Annotated in this window: 19 protein-coding genes and 2 pseudogenes; 10 read left to right on the top strand and 11 right to left on the bottom strand. The window is 39.6% G+C overall.

The window, feature by feature from the left end; all coding sequences use genetic code 11:
* Positions 1-17: 17 nt before the first annotated feature.
* The 7 genes and pseudogenes from W234_RS0100605 to parA form a co-directional block, all read right to left on the bottom strand.
* Positions 18-401, bottom strand: a pseudogene (locus W234_RS0100605) (transposase family protein); the annotation flags it as partial.
* 8 nt (positions 402-409) lie between these two features.
* Positions 410-850, bottom strand: coding sequence for a transposase family protein (locus W234_RS0100610; protein WP_025643546.1), 441 nt, complete (start codon positions 848-850; stop codon positions 410-412).
* A 5-nt stretch (positions 851-855) separates the two neighbouring features.
* Entirely contained in the window at positions 856-1104 is a 249-nt protein-coding gene (locus tag W234_RS0100615; protein ID WP_025643749.1) for a hypothetical protein, read from the bottom strand.
* Complete coding sequence (gene rhuM, locus W234_RS0100620) at positions 1104-2093, bottom strand: Fic family protein (protein WP_025643751.1); 990 nt, start codon at positions 2091-2093, stop codon at positions 1104-1106. The genes W234_RS0100615 and rhuM overlap by 1 nt, the downstream gene beginning before the upstream one ends.
* A complete protein-coding gene (locus tag W234_RS0100625; protein WP_025643753.1) occupies positions 2090-3673 on the bottom strand; it encodes a type I restriction-modification system subunit M in 1584 nt (527 codons plus the stop codon). Before W234_RS0100625 ends, rhuM begins: the two co-directional genes overlap by 4 nt.
* Positions 3674-3861: 188 nt before the next feature.
* Positions 3862-4065: a hypothetical protein gene (locus W234_RS0100630; protein ID WP_025643755.1), complete on the bottom strand. Its 204-nt coding sequence runs from the start codon at positions 4063-4065 to the stop codon at positions 3862-3864.
* Complete coding sequence (parA, locus tag W234_RS0100635) at positions 4062-4709, bottom strand: ParA family partition ATPase (RefSeq protein ID WP_025643757.1); 648 nt, start codon at positions 4707-4709, stop codon at positions 4062-4064. The genes W234_RS0100630 and parA overlap by 4 nt, the downstream gene beginning before the upstream one ends.
* Before the next feature lie 236 nt (positions 4710-4945).
* Here parA and W234_RS0100640 point away from each other — a divergent pair, with 236 nt between their 5' ends.
* Entirely contained in the window at positions 4946-5158 is a 213-nt protein-coding gene (locus tag W234_RS0100640) for a helix-turn-helix domain-containing protein (RefSeq protein ID WP_025643759.1), read from the top strand.
* Between the two features lie 129 nt (positions 5159-5287).
* Complete coding sequence (locus tag W234_RS0100645; RefSeq protein ID WP_025643761.1) at positions 5288-5557, top strand: hypothetical protein; 270 nt, start codon at positions 5288-5290, stop codon at positions 5555-5557.
* Between the two features lie 73 nt (positions 5558-5630).
* On the opposite strand, the gene W234_RS0100650 is transcribed toward W234_RS0100645, so the two are convergent.
* The 4 genes from W234_RS0100650 to W234_RS0100665 all read right to left on the bottom strand — a co-directional run bounded on the left by W234_RS0100650 (position 5631) and on the right by W234_RS0100665 (position 10162).
* On the bottom strand, positions 5631-6716 hold the full coding sequence (locus W234_RS0100650; protein WP_025643762.1) for an ImmA/IrrE family metallo-endopeptidase: 1086 nt from the start codon (positions 6714-6716) through the stop codon (positions 5631-5633).
* 18 nt (positions 6717-6734) lie between these two features.
* The gene (locus W234_RS0100655) at positions 6735-7370 is read right to left on the bottom strand and encodes a hypothetical protein (protein WP_025643763.1); all 636 of its coding nucleotides are present in this window, start codon (positions 7368-7370) and stop codon (positions 6735-6737) included.
* A 337-nt stretch (positions 7371-7707) separates the two neighbouring features.
* Entirely contained in the window at positions 7708-9474 is a 1767-nt protein-coding gene (locus tag W234_RS0100660) for a hypothetical protein (RefSeq protein WP_037058559.1), read from the bottom strand.
* A 22-nt stretch (positions 9475-9496) separates the two neighbouring features.
* Positions 9497-10162 (bottom strand): hypothetical protein, encoded by a 666-nt coding sequence (locus tag W234_RS0100665; protein ID WP_025643765.1) that lies wholly within the window; start codon positions 10160-10162, stop codon positions 9497-9499.
* Positions 10163-10561: 399 nt separating this feature from the next.
* On the opposite strand from W234_RS0100665, the gene W234_RS0100670 reads away from it, so the two are divergent.
* From W234_RS0100670 to W234_RS0100705, 8 genes and pseudogenes are all read left to right on the top strand, one after another.
* Entirely contained in the window at positions 10562-11152 is a 591-nt protein-coding gene (locus tag W234_RS0100670) for a recombinase family protein (protein WP_025643766.1), read from the top strand.
* 577 nt (positions 11153-11729) lie between these two features.
* A complete protein-coding gene (gene merR / locus W234_RS0100675; protein WP_008110844.1) occupies positions 11730-12182 on the top strand; it encodes an Hg(II)-responsive transcriptional regulator in 453 nt (150 codons plus the stop codon).
* 187 nt (positions 12183-12369) lie between these two features.
* Positions 12370-12717 carry a mercuric transporter MerT family protein gene (locus W234_RS0100680; RefSeq protein ID WP_016899520.1) on the top strand — a complete coding sequence of 116 codons (348 nt, stop codon included), beginning with the start codon at positions 12370-12372 and terminating at the stop codon, positions 12715-12717.
* Between the two features lie 46 nt (positions 12718-12763).
* On the top strand, positions 12764-13048 hold the full coding sequence (merP, locus tag W234_RS0100685) for a mercury resistance system periplasmic binding protein MerP (protein WP_008110847.1): 285 nt from the start codon (positions 12764-12766) through the stop codon (positions 13046-13048).
* On the top strand, positions 13048-13467 hold the full coding sequence (merC, locus tag W234_RS0100690; RefSeq protein WP_008467331.1) for an organomercurial transporter MerC: 420 nt from the start codon (positions 13048-13050) through the stop codon (positions 13465-13467). The genes merP and merC overlap by 1 nt, the downstream gene beginning before the upstream one ends.
* Positions 13468-13487: 20 nt before the next feature.
* A complete protein-coding gene (gene merA / locus W234_RS0100695; RefSeq protein WP_025643785.1) occupies positions 13488-14927 on the top strand; it encodes a mercury(II) reductase in 1440 nt (479 codons plus the stop codon).
* A gap of 173 nt (positions 14928-15100) precedes the next feature.
* Positions 15101-15541 (top strand): transposase family protein, encoded by a 441-nt coding sequence (locus tag W234_RS0100700; protein ID WP_025643546.1) that lies wholly within the window; start codon positions 15101-15103, stop codon positions 15539-15541.
* A gap of 8 nt (positions 15542-15549) precedes the next feature.
* Positions 15550-15933: pseudogene (locus tag W234_RS0100705) on the top strand (transposase family protein); the annotation flags it as partial.
* Positions 15934-15950: the final 17 nt, after the last annotated feature.

A 15950-nucleotide genomic window follows, 5' to 3' on the forward strand; every position in this document is an offset into this window, starting at 1 on the left:
TAGACCTCTTGCAAAAGTCATAATTTAAGCTCGGAATTAATGATACCAGCAAACAGCTTCATTCTAAGATCATAGCGCTGACGACGGTTGCGATATTTATGAGCCACGATTTTAAACAACTTGATTAAGCCTATTTTGTGCTCAACCACAATACGGAACTTTGCCAGATAGTGATTGGCCTGTTTGCATATCTCTAATAACTGACCACCACGAGGTTTCTTAAATGGCGTGAAAGTTTGCTCATGTAACTTTGCTAACCCTTGATAACCACTATCGGCTAGTAGCTTGGCGTCACAAGGTAACCAGTCAGGACAAGTATCTTTATACAGCTTAAAATCGTGGATTGACCCTTTACAGGTTTGCACATCAAGTATCAAACCAGTTTGCCAATGAACGATAACCTGCGCTTTTAAGGTGTGTTGTTTTTTCTTACCGCTGTAGTAGTCTCTTTGGTTTTTTTTGGACGCTCAATAGGGGTTTCGGTAGCATCAACAATGACGACTGACCAATTGATGTCGTCATCGACACGACTAGGCAGCTTTTTAGGTAATTCAAACTTGCCAGAGTCAATCAGTGTGTCTTCTACTTTACGAATGATACGGCTAGCAGAAGACTCATGAATACCAAAGTCCATACTGATATGATAAAGCGTGCGGTATTCACGCCAATAAGTCAGGGCTAGTAGTATCTGCTCCTTAAGACTGAGCACACTTGGTCTACCTGATTTGGTCTTAGATGCTTCATGCTCTTGCATGGCATCAAGCATGTCATAAAAGGTGGCTTTATGAATGCCAGTGTAGCGTTTAAAACCAGCGTCACTTTGTTTGAGTAGCTTATCTATGTTTGGCATGGTTCTTAGACAACGATGAATGTTCTTCTTATTTTAATTCCCTCTGCTACTTTTGCAAGAGGTCTATTAAATTCTGATTCGCATATTTTCCTTGTATGCATAGACGCGCCACTAATAAGTGGTATATCACCCATCCAGTAATCTTTGTTTTTTTTTGAGGGAGTACCACCAGAAGCCCATAGAGTTAAATTAATCAGGTTGTTTTTTTCTAAATACCCATCAAACTCTTTAAACCGCAATTTTGGCGTTGCCATCACATTACATCCTTATCTTGTATCACCAGTAGATTCATCACCAGACGGATGAGCACTTCTTTTTGAGTGGGGTCTGATTCAGCGATCAGCAGTGTGAGCGCTGCAAGCCCTGTATCATTGATGATGGCAGTGCCCTCGTCATTAAATAAGCGGTTATTACGGTATAAAAAATCAACAAATAAGAACGCTGCACTGCGCTTATTACCATCAGCAAAAGGATGGTTTTTGACGACAAAATATAACAGATGCGCCGCCTTGGATTCGATACTGGGGTAAACTTCCTCACCAAACGCCGTTTGTTGAATATTACCCAATATGGCAGCCAGTCCATCACCGCGAGGCTTAGCAAATAGGTCTGTGGCCTCTTTTTTATCCATCAGGTTTGATTTGAGCTGATTCAGTGCCTGCATGGCACTTGGTGCGTCTAAAACCTCGCCGCCTGGTTGCCCCACAGGCTCATGCAACAAACCCTCATCGTAGCGCTGCAACCATAAAAAAGTTTGGGTGTAGCGGCTGATAATCTCGACCAACCCCAGCGCGCTGTCTTTGCTATGCTGCTCAGATTGAGCCGTTTTTTTGATTAAGGCGATGGCTTGCTCAAGCTCAGCGGTGTTTTGCTGCAAACGCTGTTGATTAATGCTAAAGCCTTGGATGAGATGCTCTTTTAAGATGCGCGTCGCCCATTTGCGAAACATCACGCCTTGCTTGGATTTGATGCGATAACCCACGCTGATAATGACGTCCAAATCATATAAGGTCACGGGTTTGTCAGAAAAAGCAATTTGCACTTTTTGCAAATTGCTTTTTGGATCCACCTCTTCATCACCAATCGCGTTATTGATATGGCGTGAAATCACTGAAACATCACGGCCAAACAGATCACTCATTTGGGCTTGGCTTAGCCATACCGTGTCTTGCTCAACATTCACTTCAAGGCTGACTTGGTTGTCTACTTGATATAGCTGAATTTGACTGTCTACGGTGCTCATGACCCTACCTTAAAGGGCGAATCAATGCCCAGTTCTTCACAAAAGCCATTAATGACAGCGTCCGTTTCTTGGCTCTTTTTTTCCAAATCTTGCAGCGCTTTGGCAACGGCTGCGAGATCCACGTCAGGCTCAGCCTCAAACGTGTCTACGTAGCGCGGAATGTTGAGATTATAGTCGTTGTCGCTAATGTCCTTTAAAGAGGCGACATGGGCAAATTTATCGACGTTTTCACGGGCTTGATAGGTCTTGATGATGGTATCGATATGCTCAGGTAGTAGCATATTTTGATTTTTTTGTTTATCAAAGCAGTCACTGGCATCGATAAAGAAGACATCTTTATCATGCTTACGGTTCTTTTTGAAGACTAAAACAGAGGTCGGAATACTGGTGCCGTAGAATATATTGGCAGGCAGTCCAATCACTGCGTCTAAGGCATTGAGGTTTTTGATGATGTATTCACGAATATCGCCCTCGCTGGAACCGCGAAACAGGACGCCATGCGGCAATACCACTGCCATTGTGCCGTTATCGTCTAAGTGATGCAGCATGTGCTGGACGAATGCCATGTCGGCTTTGGTCTTGGGCGCAAGTTTGCCATAGTCTGAGAAGCGCTCATCTTGAAGCAGCAAGGGATCAGCAGACCACTTCGCAGAGAAAGGCGGATTGGCCACAATGGCATCAAAGCGCATACCGACGTGCTGCGGACGCTTGAGCGTGTCTTCTTGCTTGATATCAAACTTGGTAAAGTTCACGTCATGCAAAATCATGTTCATGCGTGCTAGGTTATAGGTGGTGCGGTTCATCTCTTGACCGTAGATTCTATCTACGTCATTCGCCTCACGCTTGACGCGCAGCAGCAAAGAACCCGAGCCACACGTAGGGTCATAGACTGAGCTTATGGTGTCCTTGCCGCTGGTTACGATTTTGGCAAGTAACGTGGATACCATCTGCGGCGTGTAAAACTCTCCCGCTTTTTTGCCTGCGCCACTGGCAAACTCACCGATCAGATACTCATAAGCATCACCTAACACATCGCTTTCGGTGTTACTCAGATCAAAATCAATGGCATCTAGGTGGCTTAGTACTTTGACGATCAGCTCATTGCGGTCATCAGGGCTGTTGCCAAGCTTGGTTGAGGTAAGATCTATGTCTTCAAATAGGTTAGCAAAATCTTCTTCTGAGTCTGTGCCTAATGTGCCCTGCTCGATGGCCTTTAGCGTATCAGCCAAATCATCAAGAATGAATGCCTGGTCTTGTTTGCCGCGTTTGGCCAGTTGATGAAACAGCTGATTGGGTGCAAGCGCGTAGCCAATCTCATCAATGGCGTTTTCTTTGACTTCCTCGATATATTCAAGATGCTCAGGATTACTGGTGTCAAAATTTGCAAAGTTATCGAAGCCTTCGCCTTCTTCAGCCAAGATATTATTGGCAAAGCGGATGAATTTATCAGATAAGTATTTATAAAAAATAAACCCTAATATGTAGTCCCGAAACTCATCTGCACCCATCTTACCGCGTAGGTCGTTGGCAATATTCCAAAGCTGCTTTTTTAGCTGTTGAAGCTGTTGTGATTGACTCATGATTATCCTAAATTAACATCGTTAGGTGTATAGGTGTATAGGTGTATAGGTGTATAGGTGTATAGGTGTATAGGTGTATAGGTGTATAGGTGTATAGGTGTATAGGTGTATAGGTGTATAGGTGTATAGGTGTATAGGTGTATATATACCTACAATAAATTATTAAAAATCAACGCTATGGATGGATATTAACGCTCATTCAGCCGTGACTCAATCATCTCAGTGAGTAGCTTAGTGACGGTTGTGCGATTATCAAGGACGTATTGTTTAAGCTCAAAGTAGGTATCTTCATCAAGATTGAAATTGACTCGTGTGCTCTTTTTAGGCTTATCAGTGACGTCAGACAACTCAAGCGCGTCTTTTTTATCTTTACTTGGGCGGCCAGCTTTCATAACTCTACTTCCTTATCAAAAAACGTTTTAACCTCGTTGACCAGTTGCGTGATCTCAGTCACGGCACTGCTCTTAGCAGATTCTGTCTCAAATACCGTTTTGCCAACTGAAGCGCTATTTGGATAGCTGACCCGCTGCACGATTCTGGCATCAAGAACGGGCAGATTATAATCTTGTAGCACTGCGGCAACTTCTTTGCCGATGTTAGTGTTTTGGATCGCGCGAGAGACCACAAAGGCGGCTTTGAGCTTACCATCGGTCATCTCGATGCGCTGCTGCACCAAATCAACCAAATCACTGGTCGCCCATACATCATAGGGGCTTGGCTGTACGGGTATCAACACAAAGTCAGCGGCTTTTATGGCAGATAGTGCCAAATTGGTCGCTTGCGGTGAGCCATCAATTACGACGAACTCTTTATCGGAAACATTTTTTAAATCCTTATCAAGCGTTGGCCTATCAAGGCCGATAACAGGAACAGGATTGTCTTCATTAACAGCTCTCCAATCGCGAGCACTGCCTTGCTGATCACTATCAACGAGTAGCACACTATGACCCTGAAGTTGTAGCCCACGTGCCAAATGCGTGGCTATCGTGGTCTTGCCGCTGCCGCCTTTTTGGTTCAGTACTGCGATTACTTTCATGGTAAAGGCCTTATGATGATTATATATTCATACACTCAAATGAGTAAGTACTCATATAAGTATATTATCGCAAAGGGCTAGTAAGCACAACTGAAAGTATTGAGCTTATTAGTATTGGACAGGTCTTGCTATTAAACCGATATGACACGTAGTAAAATGCACTGCTTAATAGCACTATGCGTGTCTAGCGAATAATTTGTATGCTAGTAGCACTATATTTGAAATAGGAGACGATCATGATTAAGTGTCATTTATCAACAATAATGGGTGAAAAGCGCCTTAAAATTGCAGATGTTGCAAGAGAAACTTCTATCAACAGAGGCACAATCACGCGTATGTATCATGAAGAAGCCACTCGAGTAGATTTAGAAGTGATTGAAAAGCTATGCCGCTATTTTGAAATTGAGGTAGGCGACCTATATGAGCTTGTTGACAATCCAGAAATATAACTTCTAAAAATACAAAATAATCTACAGTAGGTTATTTTATCTTGCAATGAGTCAAAATGCGTGTATAATTTTACCTGTAGCAGGACATTTAATTAATTAAAAAATCTAATTAACCTACAGGAGGTTATTATGTATACGTCAGCGCAGCAACCAACAACGTCATCTTGGTTTGATCACAATGTGAAGGTTTTAACCAAGCAACTTATTGAAAACTTACAAATACAGCAAGGTTCACAGCTGGCCAAAATATTGGGCGTGAATCCGATTTTCTATAATGATGAGGCGCTTCATGTATGGGTACAGCGCCAGATAGATGAGGGGTTAATCGTTGATGATGAGGCGATTGGTGTGCTTGAGGCGGCGTTTATTGATTTAATGAATGCTAAAGAAGCTGTATAAATACTTGATTAAAAGAACGAGCAAAGTTTAGCTGATCAAACTAGTAGCTAAACTTTACTCATGTTTTTACACATTATTTTAAAACTTGAAATAAATGAAAAGGCTTTGTGCTTTCAGCAAGTTGAAATAGCAATGGAGTTATATCAGCTTTTCTAAGATTAATTTTTTTAGCAATATCGTCTAGGCTCATTCCTTCTGAAGTTAACTCACTAGTTATTGTATTGAGTACTTGGGAAGTCTCTCTATCCATTGGATAAGGCTCTGACTTACGATAATTATATTTTGCTATTTCTGGGCAGAGCACTCTTGTATAAACCCACTCACTTATGAACCCTAGCTTATGCATTCTATATGCCAGTGCTACTAAAGATACGCCGAACACTTTTTTCAGCTCAATAAGATTGTTGATGGTAGGATTTACATGTCTATATTCCATTAATGCAACTTCGGGCATCAAGAACGCAGATGCAAACTCATCTGCACATCTTTCGACTACTTTTGAATCCAAGTCTTCATCAAGTGATTTACTAAAACTTTCAGACATTTTCATACTGTATATGTCTCTAACTAAATGACCTAGTTCGTGACATGCATCAAAACGACTTCTCTCCATAGTTTTTTGGTTATTAAGAAAGATAAAAGGTGTGTCATCATACCAAACGCTAAAAGCATCAATATATTCCGATTTTACAAAAATAGAAAAAATACGTATACCTTTTGACTCTAATAGAGCAATTAAGTTCCCAATAGGTTTATCACCCAGGCCCCAGTCGTAACGGAGCGAATTAGCCGCTTCTTCAGGAGATAGATGAGATAAATCAGGAAGTTCTGATTGAACAAGTTCAAACTCCTCTTCAAACCAATCATTAAGCATAAAGCCAGTAATGCCATAAGTTAAAGCTTCGGCTTTGACTTTCTTAGTCATTCTAGAACGAGATCTAAAACTAACACTATGTTCATCAATGATTGGTAAGTCACTACCTTTAAAAAAATCGATAGGGAAGCTTAGCACCCTTGAAATATCAACTAAATTAGGCTCAGTATTTCCTTTTAGATAATTTGTTAATGTTCTAGGAGTAATATTTAGCTTTTCTGCTAATTCAGCTTTGCTCACAGCTCGCCTATCGATTGCAAACTGTAATCGATTTGGATTAAACATATATTAGCCTTGAATTGATTAAGCTTTTTTCTTACGCTTGACAGGAACTACTCCTACCTCAACTTTTTCTTTCATACGCGGTGTTGTAGGAATGTTGAACTTAACATCAGGGATTTTGATCCGCGTACCCCAGTCATTGATCTTACCTTTTGCAAATGATTTTGGCTGCGAAAGCTCTAATCTCATTAACTCACCAAATCGGTAATGAAGTAAAGTCCAAATGGTCGTTCCTTTATCAGAGTTTAATAGCGGATAAATATCATCTTTAAGGGTATTTCCCTTAATTGATCTATTGCTTACGTTTCCATCTCGTAAACCTACATACTTGTTACCTGCAAAAACACGAATTGCATGCTCCTTACACGGCGATATTACATATGCAACCCCACCTTTACCATCAACTTTAGTCCAACCAAGAGCACATAGTTTTTCTCTAAGAAAACCTGTAATGTGAAATTGCCACATTGCTAACGGAGCATTAGCTGGAAAAGAGCTTCCAACATGTTGAGTTTTTTCATTAGCGGCCAGAATCACCTCGTAAACTAGTTGAGTTGTAAGACTGGGGTGAATGGCAGCAAGAGCGCTAACGACCTCAGAATTTTCATCAATAAATTTGTCTGAAATAGCATCAAACGATGGTTGTAAAGAGAACATGGCATTTCCGATATATTATCATCAATTTGATGTATAATAATCGGAAATGCCATGTAAGTAAATAGCTAAGCGTCAATAAGATAAATAGAGCGAATTAAGTTCAGTTGCGTTGAGTATTTAGCATAGTTATTCTTATAGCCATAAGGATGGCACCCTAGTGAGGATTCGAAGCTTTGGTTGTGGGCTAATGGTAGCAACGTTTCAACTCGCTAAAATAGTCTGAGTGTACTTCGTTGTGTACTTGCCCTATATATTCTATCTGTGATCGGTGCGCTATATAGTAGACATCGAGCTGCTAGTATTTGCCATAATTATCCTTATAGGAACAGTCTGGTACTTATTTAACCTCTGACTGACTAAAAAGTAATTTTCCTATCCACCAAATGGATTCTCCAAAATTACAAATTAATTGTTCGCCTTGCTTAAGGAAAGACTCGTCTTCGTCAATTTTCGCTAATTTTAGAGCATCTCCAATTTTAGAACTAGTAGGATGTGCATCGCCTAGACGCATATCATAAGCACCAGCGATTACACCAAAGATTTGGCGAGCTCTATCGACTCCTACTTTTTGTGCCAAAATATCTTCTAATAGTTTATTTGACCCGAGTGTCTTCTTATTCTTATGTGTTGAGAGTTGGCGTAGATTGCTAACATTGAGACGATCAGAGAATATACGAATTAATTCCTTTGCTAATCTTAGTAATGAGGTTTGGTCTTTGCTTGAGAAGCGTGAAATTTGTTTTTTAAACTCAGGTTCATCTATTTCATGCGAGAACAAATCAGTATTAAACTCATTTCTAAAACCATCCTCTAACAGCTTCATACTTATAAATAAAAGTTCTTCAACAGCATGCGTAGAAGCAGGTTTAGCTTCAACCTGCGACATTAATAACTCAGATGACACCTTCCCCTCTGGAGCAATGTTATGAGCAGCCCAAATATGCTGTTCCCATGGCGCAAGACGGGCAACATCATAAGCATAAACAGTTATTAAATCAGATGAATTAATTCCAAAGTGAATTCTACACCCAGACGTAGAGTGAATACCGCCTGTTTCTGCCGTATACCATTGCAGTGAAAACCCTTGGTAACTAAGAAGTTCGCTAACTACGTTAGAACGGAACCAGAGCCATCTGCCAATATTTTCATTATTCAAAGAATGAGACGTCATTCGCGTTCCATCAGTTTTAACAATGAACTGAGGAAGTGTCTGATCTTTATCTCCCCGAACCCGTACGCTTATATTTTGATGCTCAATCCATTCGTCTCGCCAAAACTCTCCTTCTACTCGAACTCCTTTATAAACACCTTGATGGCTACCTTGCGAGCTTTCTGAGTCAGTATTTTCATCACTTTCTTGCCCCATCACTGGAGCATCTTCGTCTTCATCAATATCAGTTCGCCAGACTCTAAATGCAGCCCAGCTTCCACCGAAAACGTCTTCTAAGTCTCGAATCAAAAGCTCAAATCTTCCACCATCTCTAGACTCTTCTTTATCTGTCAGATCGGCATATACGCTGTCTTTTAAACTTATAACATTAGCTACTCTTTGGCGGTAGTACGAAAGGCGAAGAGATAGATTTCTTGCTGCTAAATAATCAATAAGAAACTCTTGCTTAATTTCAATTAAAGTATGATCACCATTCTCGTTAATAGTTTCACGAGCAACAACAATGAAATTTTCTGCAGGTCTAACCCAGTTATTTCCATCTTTTATTAAACCAAGAGCAATGACTAAATCAGGACTTAGTATCCACTCTCTTATTCCAGTTACAGGCTGATTGTATTCAAAGACAAGATTCACACCTATGGGTTCTTTGTCATTATATTCATATTGTTCGATTGGAGAATAATAGCCGTTTTCATAAGCATATGGTCTAGTGGTATGGCTAATGCCAACTTGATTCCAGTCAAATCCATCAGCTCTTTCCTTTTGTTCTGGTGGGAATGCAACAGATCCGCACCCAAAAAATTCGCTGTCATAGCCAACGTTTTTAACATCACCTTGTTCTTTATTAGACAACTCTCTTAATGGAACCCAAGTTGAGCTGCCAAAAGTTCTACGAGTTTCTTTTACTTGAAGAATCCAATCACTATTTTTCATATCTAGCACTCCGCTATTAAGGCTATTTTGAATTAATTGCATTCATTCTTTTATTAATTTCATCATCAAGCGCATGTCTTTGTTTCGAGCTTAATTGAACCATAGTCATTCTGAAATTAGCGCCACCATCGGTTAATGATTTGAACTCTTTTGCAGAAATTGCTTTGAAGCCAAATTTAAAGTCTTTTAGTTCCTTGGAATATTTAGCATCTGGTTTGCCACCATACTCACTCTTTATCAAATCCCCTGTTACTGTGCCAGACGCGACAAACCCAACGCCACTTTGATAAAGATATACCTTATCCCCTTCTTGCAAGTTGCAAATATACTCTTTCCATCCTGAGTAGAAGGCAGCAGCTTCGTTGTTTTCAAGCATTTTAACGTGCGCAGATTTGTCATTATTGTAGTTGGTATTGAGCATGAAAGGCTTAGTGCTAAGAATGTTACTAGTATCTCTTTGCTTCGCAATTTCAGGGTTTTTTGCTCTTTCTTCTAATATGTTGTTCGTTTCTTCAATTCCAGCTTTAACAAACTCTAATAATAGATAGCTTTTTGATTTGTCTAAAGTAAGCGTCAATTCTTCCAATTGATTGTTCAAATGGTTGGGTAATCTGATAGATAAAGGAGTGACAGTACTTTCATCTGTTTGGTCAAATATCACTTTTTCTAAGGCTTCTCTAATGCTCATGGTAGTCTCCAGTAAATCGAATTAGTAGAGAACTACAGTACATTTACTTCAAAAAGAAGTCAAGGTATAAAACTACATTATGTATTTTTATACCTTGACTTCTTTTTGATTGGGTTAGTTAATAAAGGCTATACCTTAGCGGAACCAGCTATCTCACCCTTCAAACATATTAACAGACTACTTAAAGCAGACTGTTAGCATGGAACCATCTATAACAGACTTTTGAATTATAAGACTGGCTGCTGTGCTTTTTTCCTATCATTAGCCTATACCTAAAACATAAAACCTTTAAATGATAACCTATCTATCATTAGACTTTTTTATGTTATTAAATGATAGTAATATCTTGCTATTATCAATGAACATTAATTATTAAGTCTAAATAATAGAGGTGGCGTTATGACTGTTCGTATTTATGTGAGAGCCAGCACTAAGGATCAAGACGCGACCAGAGCATTGTCTGACTTGATTAGCTTTAGCCAAAGCTATGATGATAACCATGTTGAGTACGTAGAGCATTTCAGTGGTACAAAGTTAGATAGACCAGCACTCACTAAGTTACTCAATGATGCTGAGCAAGGCGATATATTGCTTGTTGAGAGTGTAGATAGATTGAGTAGATTGTCTCAGGATGATTTTGCTATCTTAAAGCAGCGCATCAAAGATAAAGGTTTGCGATTGGTGGTGGCTGATCTACCAACTACACATACGGTTAGCGAGGGTATGACAGGCGACATCCTTAGGGTAATTAACAATATGCTGATCGACTTATTAGCAACGATGGCAAAGCTTGATAACGATAAGCGTAGAGAACGTATCAAGCAGGGATTAGCAAACAGTGGATATAAACCTACTGGTAAGAAAGCAAATCTAGCAAAACACAATCGTATTAGAGAATTAGACAGTCAAAATAATATGACAAAAGAGGAAATCGCTAAGGCGGTTGGTGTTGGGGTAGCTACGGTTTATCGTGTCTTAAAACAGGGTTAATAGCTGAAGTATTTTAAACATTAATTTACGTTTCTATAGACGCGATGCTATCAAATATATAATCATTAAGTTGATAGATTTTAATCATGTATCTTGATTCAAAAAAACCCTGTATTTGAGTATTTGAGTATTTGAGTATTTGAGTATTTGAGTATTTGAGTATTTGAGTATTTGAGTATTTGAGTATCACTTTGCCTTTTTAGCTATGATAGTAATCAGCTGTATCAACTTTGTACGTACTAGCGTTGCAACTGATTTATTTTATATATCGAATGCAGCGACTTTATGCCCATGCTTTGAGCAAATGCTATAAGCTCATTTTTAGCACATATAAATGGTTCCATTATAGCAGTCTGTTTTAAGTGGTCTGTTAATAGGTTTGAGTGGTGAAATAGCTGGTTCCCTTGGGGTATACTCATGTAGAACTGCATGTAATAACACTAATTTGGACTTTGATAATGAAAAAGGATAAACCATACATTGTTGTGGTTTAATATTGTTGTAACAACGGTAACTTTACTTATTTAATAGAAGAAAAAACAAAATCAATTAGCGATGTTTAAACTGGTATTCATTGATGGTCACTTTAATTAGATATAAAGTAAGTAAACAAAAAGTCAGTAAGGTAATTGATAACGTGTCTAAACGAACCATAAGTATGTTGGCTAAAGAACTGAGTGTAAATGTCGAAACAATTCGCTTTTATGAACGCAAAGGCTTAATTAAACAACCACCAAAGCCTATGCAGGGCTATAGACATTACCCGAAAGAAACGGTAAATAGAATACATTTTATCAAGCGTTCTCAAGAATTAGGTTTTACGCTAAATGAGATTGAAGGGTTACTTGCGTTAAACGATAGTCCATGTAGTAAAGTACAAGAATTAGCTAATAAAAAACTGATCGCAGTACAAAAAAAGATGGCTGACTTGTTGTTGTTAGAACACGCTTTGGAAGAACATTTAGGACAATGCCAAAATAATGATGACGATAGCCACTGCCCAATAATTGATTCGTTGCAACCGAAGTAAATGATTCACTTAACTACCATTTCCCACTAAAACAGCATATCCAATTTTACTTCTGCGCCTTAATTCAAGTTAGCTTATTCCCCGTATCTGTCGTAGCAGATTATCAAAGATAAATTTTTTATAAATCACCCTTGACTCCGTACTTAGGTACATGCAATACACTTGCATTATCTAATGAGGTATCTATATGAATCAAAAAGAATCAAACCTTCCAATGATAGGAGGCATCATAGCAGCATTAGGCGCAGGCGTATGCTGTGTAGGTCCTTTGCTCCTGTTATTACTTGGGGTAAGTGGCTCATGGATTGGTAATTTAACTGCATTTGAACCCTATAGGCCATTATTTATCGCATTTGTAGTGTTGTTGTTTGGTTACTCAGGTTGGAAAATTTACCGTCCTGTAGAAGAGTGTGAGCCGGGAACGGCCTGTGCAATTCCTAAGAAACAGCAACAACGAAAAGTCATTTTCTGGCTGAGCGCTATAGTTGCGACAATTTTAGTGACCAGTAATTATTGGATACTTTTGTTTGCTTAATATACAGATCAAGAAATTTATAACATTTTAAAATTTGGAGCTAATTATGAAAAAATTATTATTAACCGCACTGCTTTCACTTTCTAGTTTTGGTGCTTTTGCTGAAGTAAAAACAGTTACACTGGAAGTGCCAACGATGAACTGTGCGACATGTCCAATCACAGTTAAAAAGTCATTAGAAAATGTTGATGGCGTTGAAAATGCGAAAGTTACCTACAAGCCTAAGCTAGCTGTTGTTTCTTTTGATGACACTAAAACCAACATCAATGCATTAATTGCAGCGACTACCAACGCTGGCTACCCTTCAAATTTAAAAAGTGAAAATAAGTAATATTTAGCCCCTTAGAACTAGTTACGCGTATCGGAGATAAAGCAGGCTCTATAGGTGCACTTGTTTCGGCAATGGGATGCGCCATGTGTTTTCCCGCGATAGCTAGTCTTGGTGCGGCAATTGGGATGGGATTTCTTAGTCAGTGGGAAGGGGTATTTATCAATACGTTGTTACCACTGTTTGCAGTATTAGCGCTGGCAATGAATATCTTAGGCTGGTTTAGCCATCGTCAATGGCACCGTAGTTTTATCGGTTCAATTGGCCCCATTTTGGTTTTACTCTCTTTATACCCTTGGTTCCAGTACGGGTGGAGTTCATACGTTACTTATACGGGGCTAGGACTAATGGTTGCTGTATCAATTTGGGACATGGTTTCTCCTGCGAATAAACGCTGTGATGATGAAACTTGTACCGCTTAACTTTTTAAGAGGAATAAAATATGTCAACGAATAGTTGTTGCTCGCCAAATGACATCCAGCCAGAACAATTACATGTAGCCATTATTGGTAGTGGTTCAGGGGCCTTTGCCAGTGCGATTAAAGCAGCAGAAGGCGGAGCAAGAGTTACTATCATTGAAGGAGCCGATGTAATCGGAGGTTGCTGTGTAAATGTCGGCTGTGTTCCTTCAAAAATATTGATCCGTGCTGCGCAATTAGCGCATCAGCAACGTACTAACCCGTTTGATGGTTTAGAAAATATTCAGCCACAACTTAGCCGCTCCTTATTAGCACATCAGCAAAACGCTCGCGTCGAAGAACTACGCGATGCTAAATATCAACGTATTTTAGAGAGTAATCCCGCGCTATCTTTACTTAAAGGTTATGCACGTTTTAAAAATCAAAATACCTTGCTAGTTCACAAGTCTGATGGTAGTGAAGAAGAGCTGGTTGCAGATCGCATTTTAATTGCAACAGGCTCTACACCAAGCATTCCGCCAATTAAGGGTTTAGTTGATACACCTTATTGGACATCAACAGAAGCCTTATTTGCAGAAGAGTTACCGAGTAGTCTAGTTGTCATCGGCTCCTCCGTTGTTGCTCTGGAAATTGCGCAAGCTTATGCCCGTTTAGGTAGCCGTGTGACAATTCTAGCCAGACATACCCTTTTATATGCTGAAGATCCGTTATTAGGTGAAAAACTGGCAGAGTGCTTTGAAAAAGAAGGTATTAGGGTACTTAATAATACGCAAGCAAGTCATGTTTCTTATGATAGCAATGGTTTTTCATTGGAAACTAACGAAGGAACATTAATCGCTGAAAAATTGCTTATCTCTACGGGTCGCCATGCAAATACTGGAAAGCTTGGTTTAGAAAATGTTGGTGTTGAAACAGATAAAAGTGGTGCCATTGTTGTTAATAGTATGATGGAAACATCAACAGCTAACATTTATGCCGCTGGAGATTGCTCCAATATGCCACAATTTGTTTATGTTGCTGCTGCTGCCGGAAGTAGGGCTGGAATTAATATGACAGGTGGAAATGCGCAACTCGACTTATCTACCATGCCTGCTGTTATATTCACCGACCCACAAGTTGCTACGGTAGGTCTAACCGAAGTACAAGCTTCAGCGGTAGGAATAAATACGATAAGTCGTGTACTTGATATGGAAAACGTACCAAGAGCTTTAGCAAATTTTGAAACGGATGGTTTTATCAAGTTGGTAGCTGAAGAATCCACGGGAAAACTGATAGGCGCACAAATTTTAGCCCATGAAGGCGGAGAACTGATTCAAAGTGCGGCTCTTGCTATTCATAATAAAATGACAGTCGAAGAATTGGCAGGTCAACTATTTCCGTATTTGACGATGGTTGAAGGATTGAAGTTATGCGCTCAAACCTTTAGCAAAGACGTTAAAGAGCTATCTTGCTGCGCAGGGTAATCATTTAACGGTAATGTACTTACAGAAATGTTAATGGAGTGCCATTAATAGCTGTTATTTCAAATAATTTTCTAGCGGTTTTTTCTCAAAATCTTCAGGATACATAGTAGACCTCTTGCAAAAGTAGCAGAGGGAATTAAAATAAGAAGAACATTCATCGTTGTCTAAGAACCATGCCAAACATAGATAAGCTACTCAAACAAAGTGACGCTGGTTTTAAACGCTACACTGGCATTCATAAAGCCACCTTTTATGACATGCTTGATGCCATGCAAGAGCATGAAGCATCTAAGACCAAATCAGGTAGACCAAGTGTGCTCAGTCTTAAGGAGCAGATACTACTAGCCCTGACTTATTGGCGTGAATACCGCACGCTTTATCATATCAGTATGGACTTTGGTATTCATGAGTCTTCTGCTAGCCGTATCATTCGTAAAGTAGAAGACACACTGATTGACTCTGGCAAGTTTGAATTACCTAAAAAGCTGCCTAGTCGTGTCGATGACGACATCAATTGGTCAGTCGTCATTGTTGATGCTACCGAAACCCCTATTGAGCGTCCAAAAAAAACCAAAGAGACTACTACAGCGGTAAGAAAAAACAACACACCTTAAAAGCGCAGGTTATCGTTCATTGGCAAACTGGTTTGATACTTGATGTGCAAACCTGTAAAGGGTCAATCCACGATTTTAAGCTGTATAAAGATACTTGTCCTGACTGGTTACCTTGTGACGCCAAGCTACTAGCCGATAGTGGTTATCAAGGGTTAGCAAAGTTACATGAGCAAACTTTCACGCCATTTAAGAAACCTCGTGGTGGTCAGTTATTAGAGATATGCAAACAGGCCAATCACTATCTGGCAAAGTTCCGTATTGTGGTTGAGCACAAAATAGGCTTAATCAAGTTGTTTAAAATCGTGGCTCATAAATATCGCAACCGTCGTCAGCGCTATGATCTTAGAATGAAGCTGTTTGCTGGTATCATTAATTCCGAGCTTAAATTATGACTTTTGCAAGAGGTCTA

It is taken from the genome of Psychrobacter sp. TB15 (genome assembly GCF_000511655.1).
GTDB classification, from domain to species: Bacteria; Pseudomonadota; Gammaproteobacteria; order Pseudomonadales; family Moraxellaceae; genus Psychrobacter; species Psychrobacter submarinus.

What these genes read in the sequence shown, in the direction of transcription:
- W234_RS0100655 (WP_025643763.1), bottom strand. Translation starts at nt 7,370, where the DNA reads ATGTTCTCTTTACAACCATCGTTTGATGCTATTTCAGACAAATTTATT.
- merA (WP_025643785.1), top strand. Translation starts at nt 13,488, where the DNA reads ATGTCAACGAATAGTTGTTGCTCGCCAAATGACATCCAGCCAGAACAA.
- W234_RS0100665 (WP_025643765.1), bottom strand. Translation starts at nt 10,162, where the DNA reads ATGAGCATTAGAGAAGCCTTAGAAAAAGTGATATTTGACCAAACAGAT.
- W234_RS0100670 (WP_025643766.1), top strand. Translation starts at nt 10,562, where the DNA reads ATGACTGTTCGTATTTATGTGAGAGCCAGCACTAAGGATCAAGACGCG.
- W234_RS0100610 (WP_025643546.1), bottom strand. Translation starts at nt 850, where the DNA reads ATGCCAAACATAGATAAGCTACTCAAACAAAGTGACGCTGGTTTTAAA.
- W234_RS0100630 (WP_025643755.1), bottom strand. Translation starts at nt 4,065, where the DNA reads ATGAAAGCTGGCCGCCCAAGTAAAGATAAAAAAGACGCGCTTGAGTTG.
- rhuM (WP_025643751.1), bottom strand. Translation starts at nt 2,093, where the DNA reads ATGAGCACCGTAGACAGTCAAATTCAGCTATATCAAGTAGACAACCAA.
- W234_RS0100645 (WP_025643761.1), top strand. Translation starts at nt 5,288, where the DNA reads ATGTATACGTCAGCGCAGCAACCAACAACGTCATCTTGGTTTGATCAC.
- parA (WP_025643757.1), bottom strand. Translation starts at nt 4,709, where the DNA reads ATGAAAGTAATCGCAGTACTGAACCAAAAAGGCGGCAGCGGCAAGACC.
- W234_RS0100660 (WP_037058559.1), bottom strand. Translation starts at nt 9,474, where the DNA reads ATGAAAAATAGTGATTGGATTCTTCAAGTAAAAGAAACTCGTAGAACT.
- W234_RS0100640 (WP_025643759.1), top strand. Translation starts at nt 4,946, where the DNA reads ATGATTAAGTGTCATTTATCAACAATAATGGGTGAAAAGCGCCTTAAA.
- W234_RS0100650 (WP_025643762.1), bottom strand. Translation starts at nt 6,716, where the DNA reads ATGTTTAATCCAAATCGATTACAGTTTGCAATCGATAGGCGAGCTGTG.
- merR (WP_008110844.1), top strand. Translation starts at nt 11,730, where the DNA reads ATGGTCACTTTAATTAGATATAAAGTAAGTAAACAAAAAGTCAGTAAG.
- merP (WP_008110847.1), top strand. Translation starts at nt 12,764, where the DNA reads ATGAAAAAATTATTATTAACCGCACTGCTTTCACTTTCTAGTTTTGGT.
- W234_RS0100615 (WP_025643749.1), bottom strand. Translation starts at nt 1,104, where the DNA reads ATGGCAACGCCAAAATTGCGGTTTAAAGAGTTTGATGGGTATTTAGAA.
- W234_RS0100625 (WP_025643753.1), bottom strand. Translation starts at nt 3,673, where the DNA reads ATGAGTCAATCACAACAGCTTCAACAGCTAAAAAAGCAGCTTTGGAAT.
- W234_RS0100680 (WP_016899520.1), top strand. Translation starts at nt 12,370, where the DNA reads ATGAATCAAAAAGAATCAAACCTTCCAATGATAGGAGGCATCATAGCA.
- W234_RS0100700 (WP_025643546.1), top strand. Translation starts at nt 15,101, where the DNA reads ATGCCAAACATAGATAAGCTACTCAAACAAAGTGACGCTGGTTTTAAA.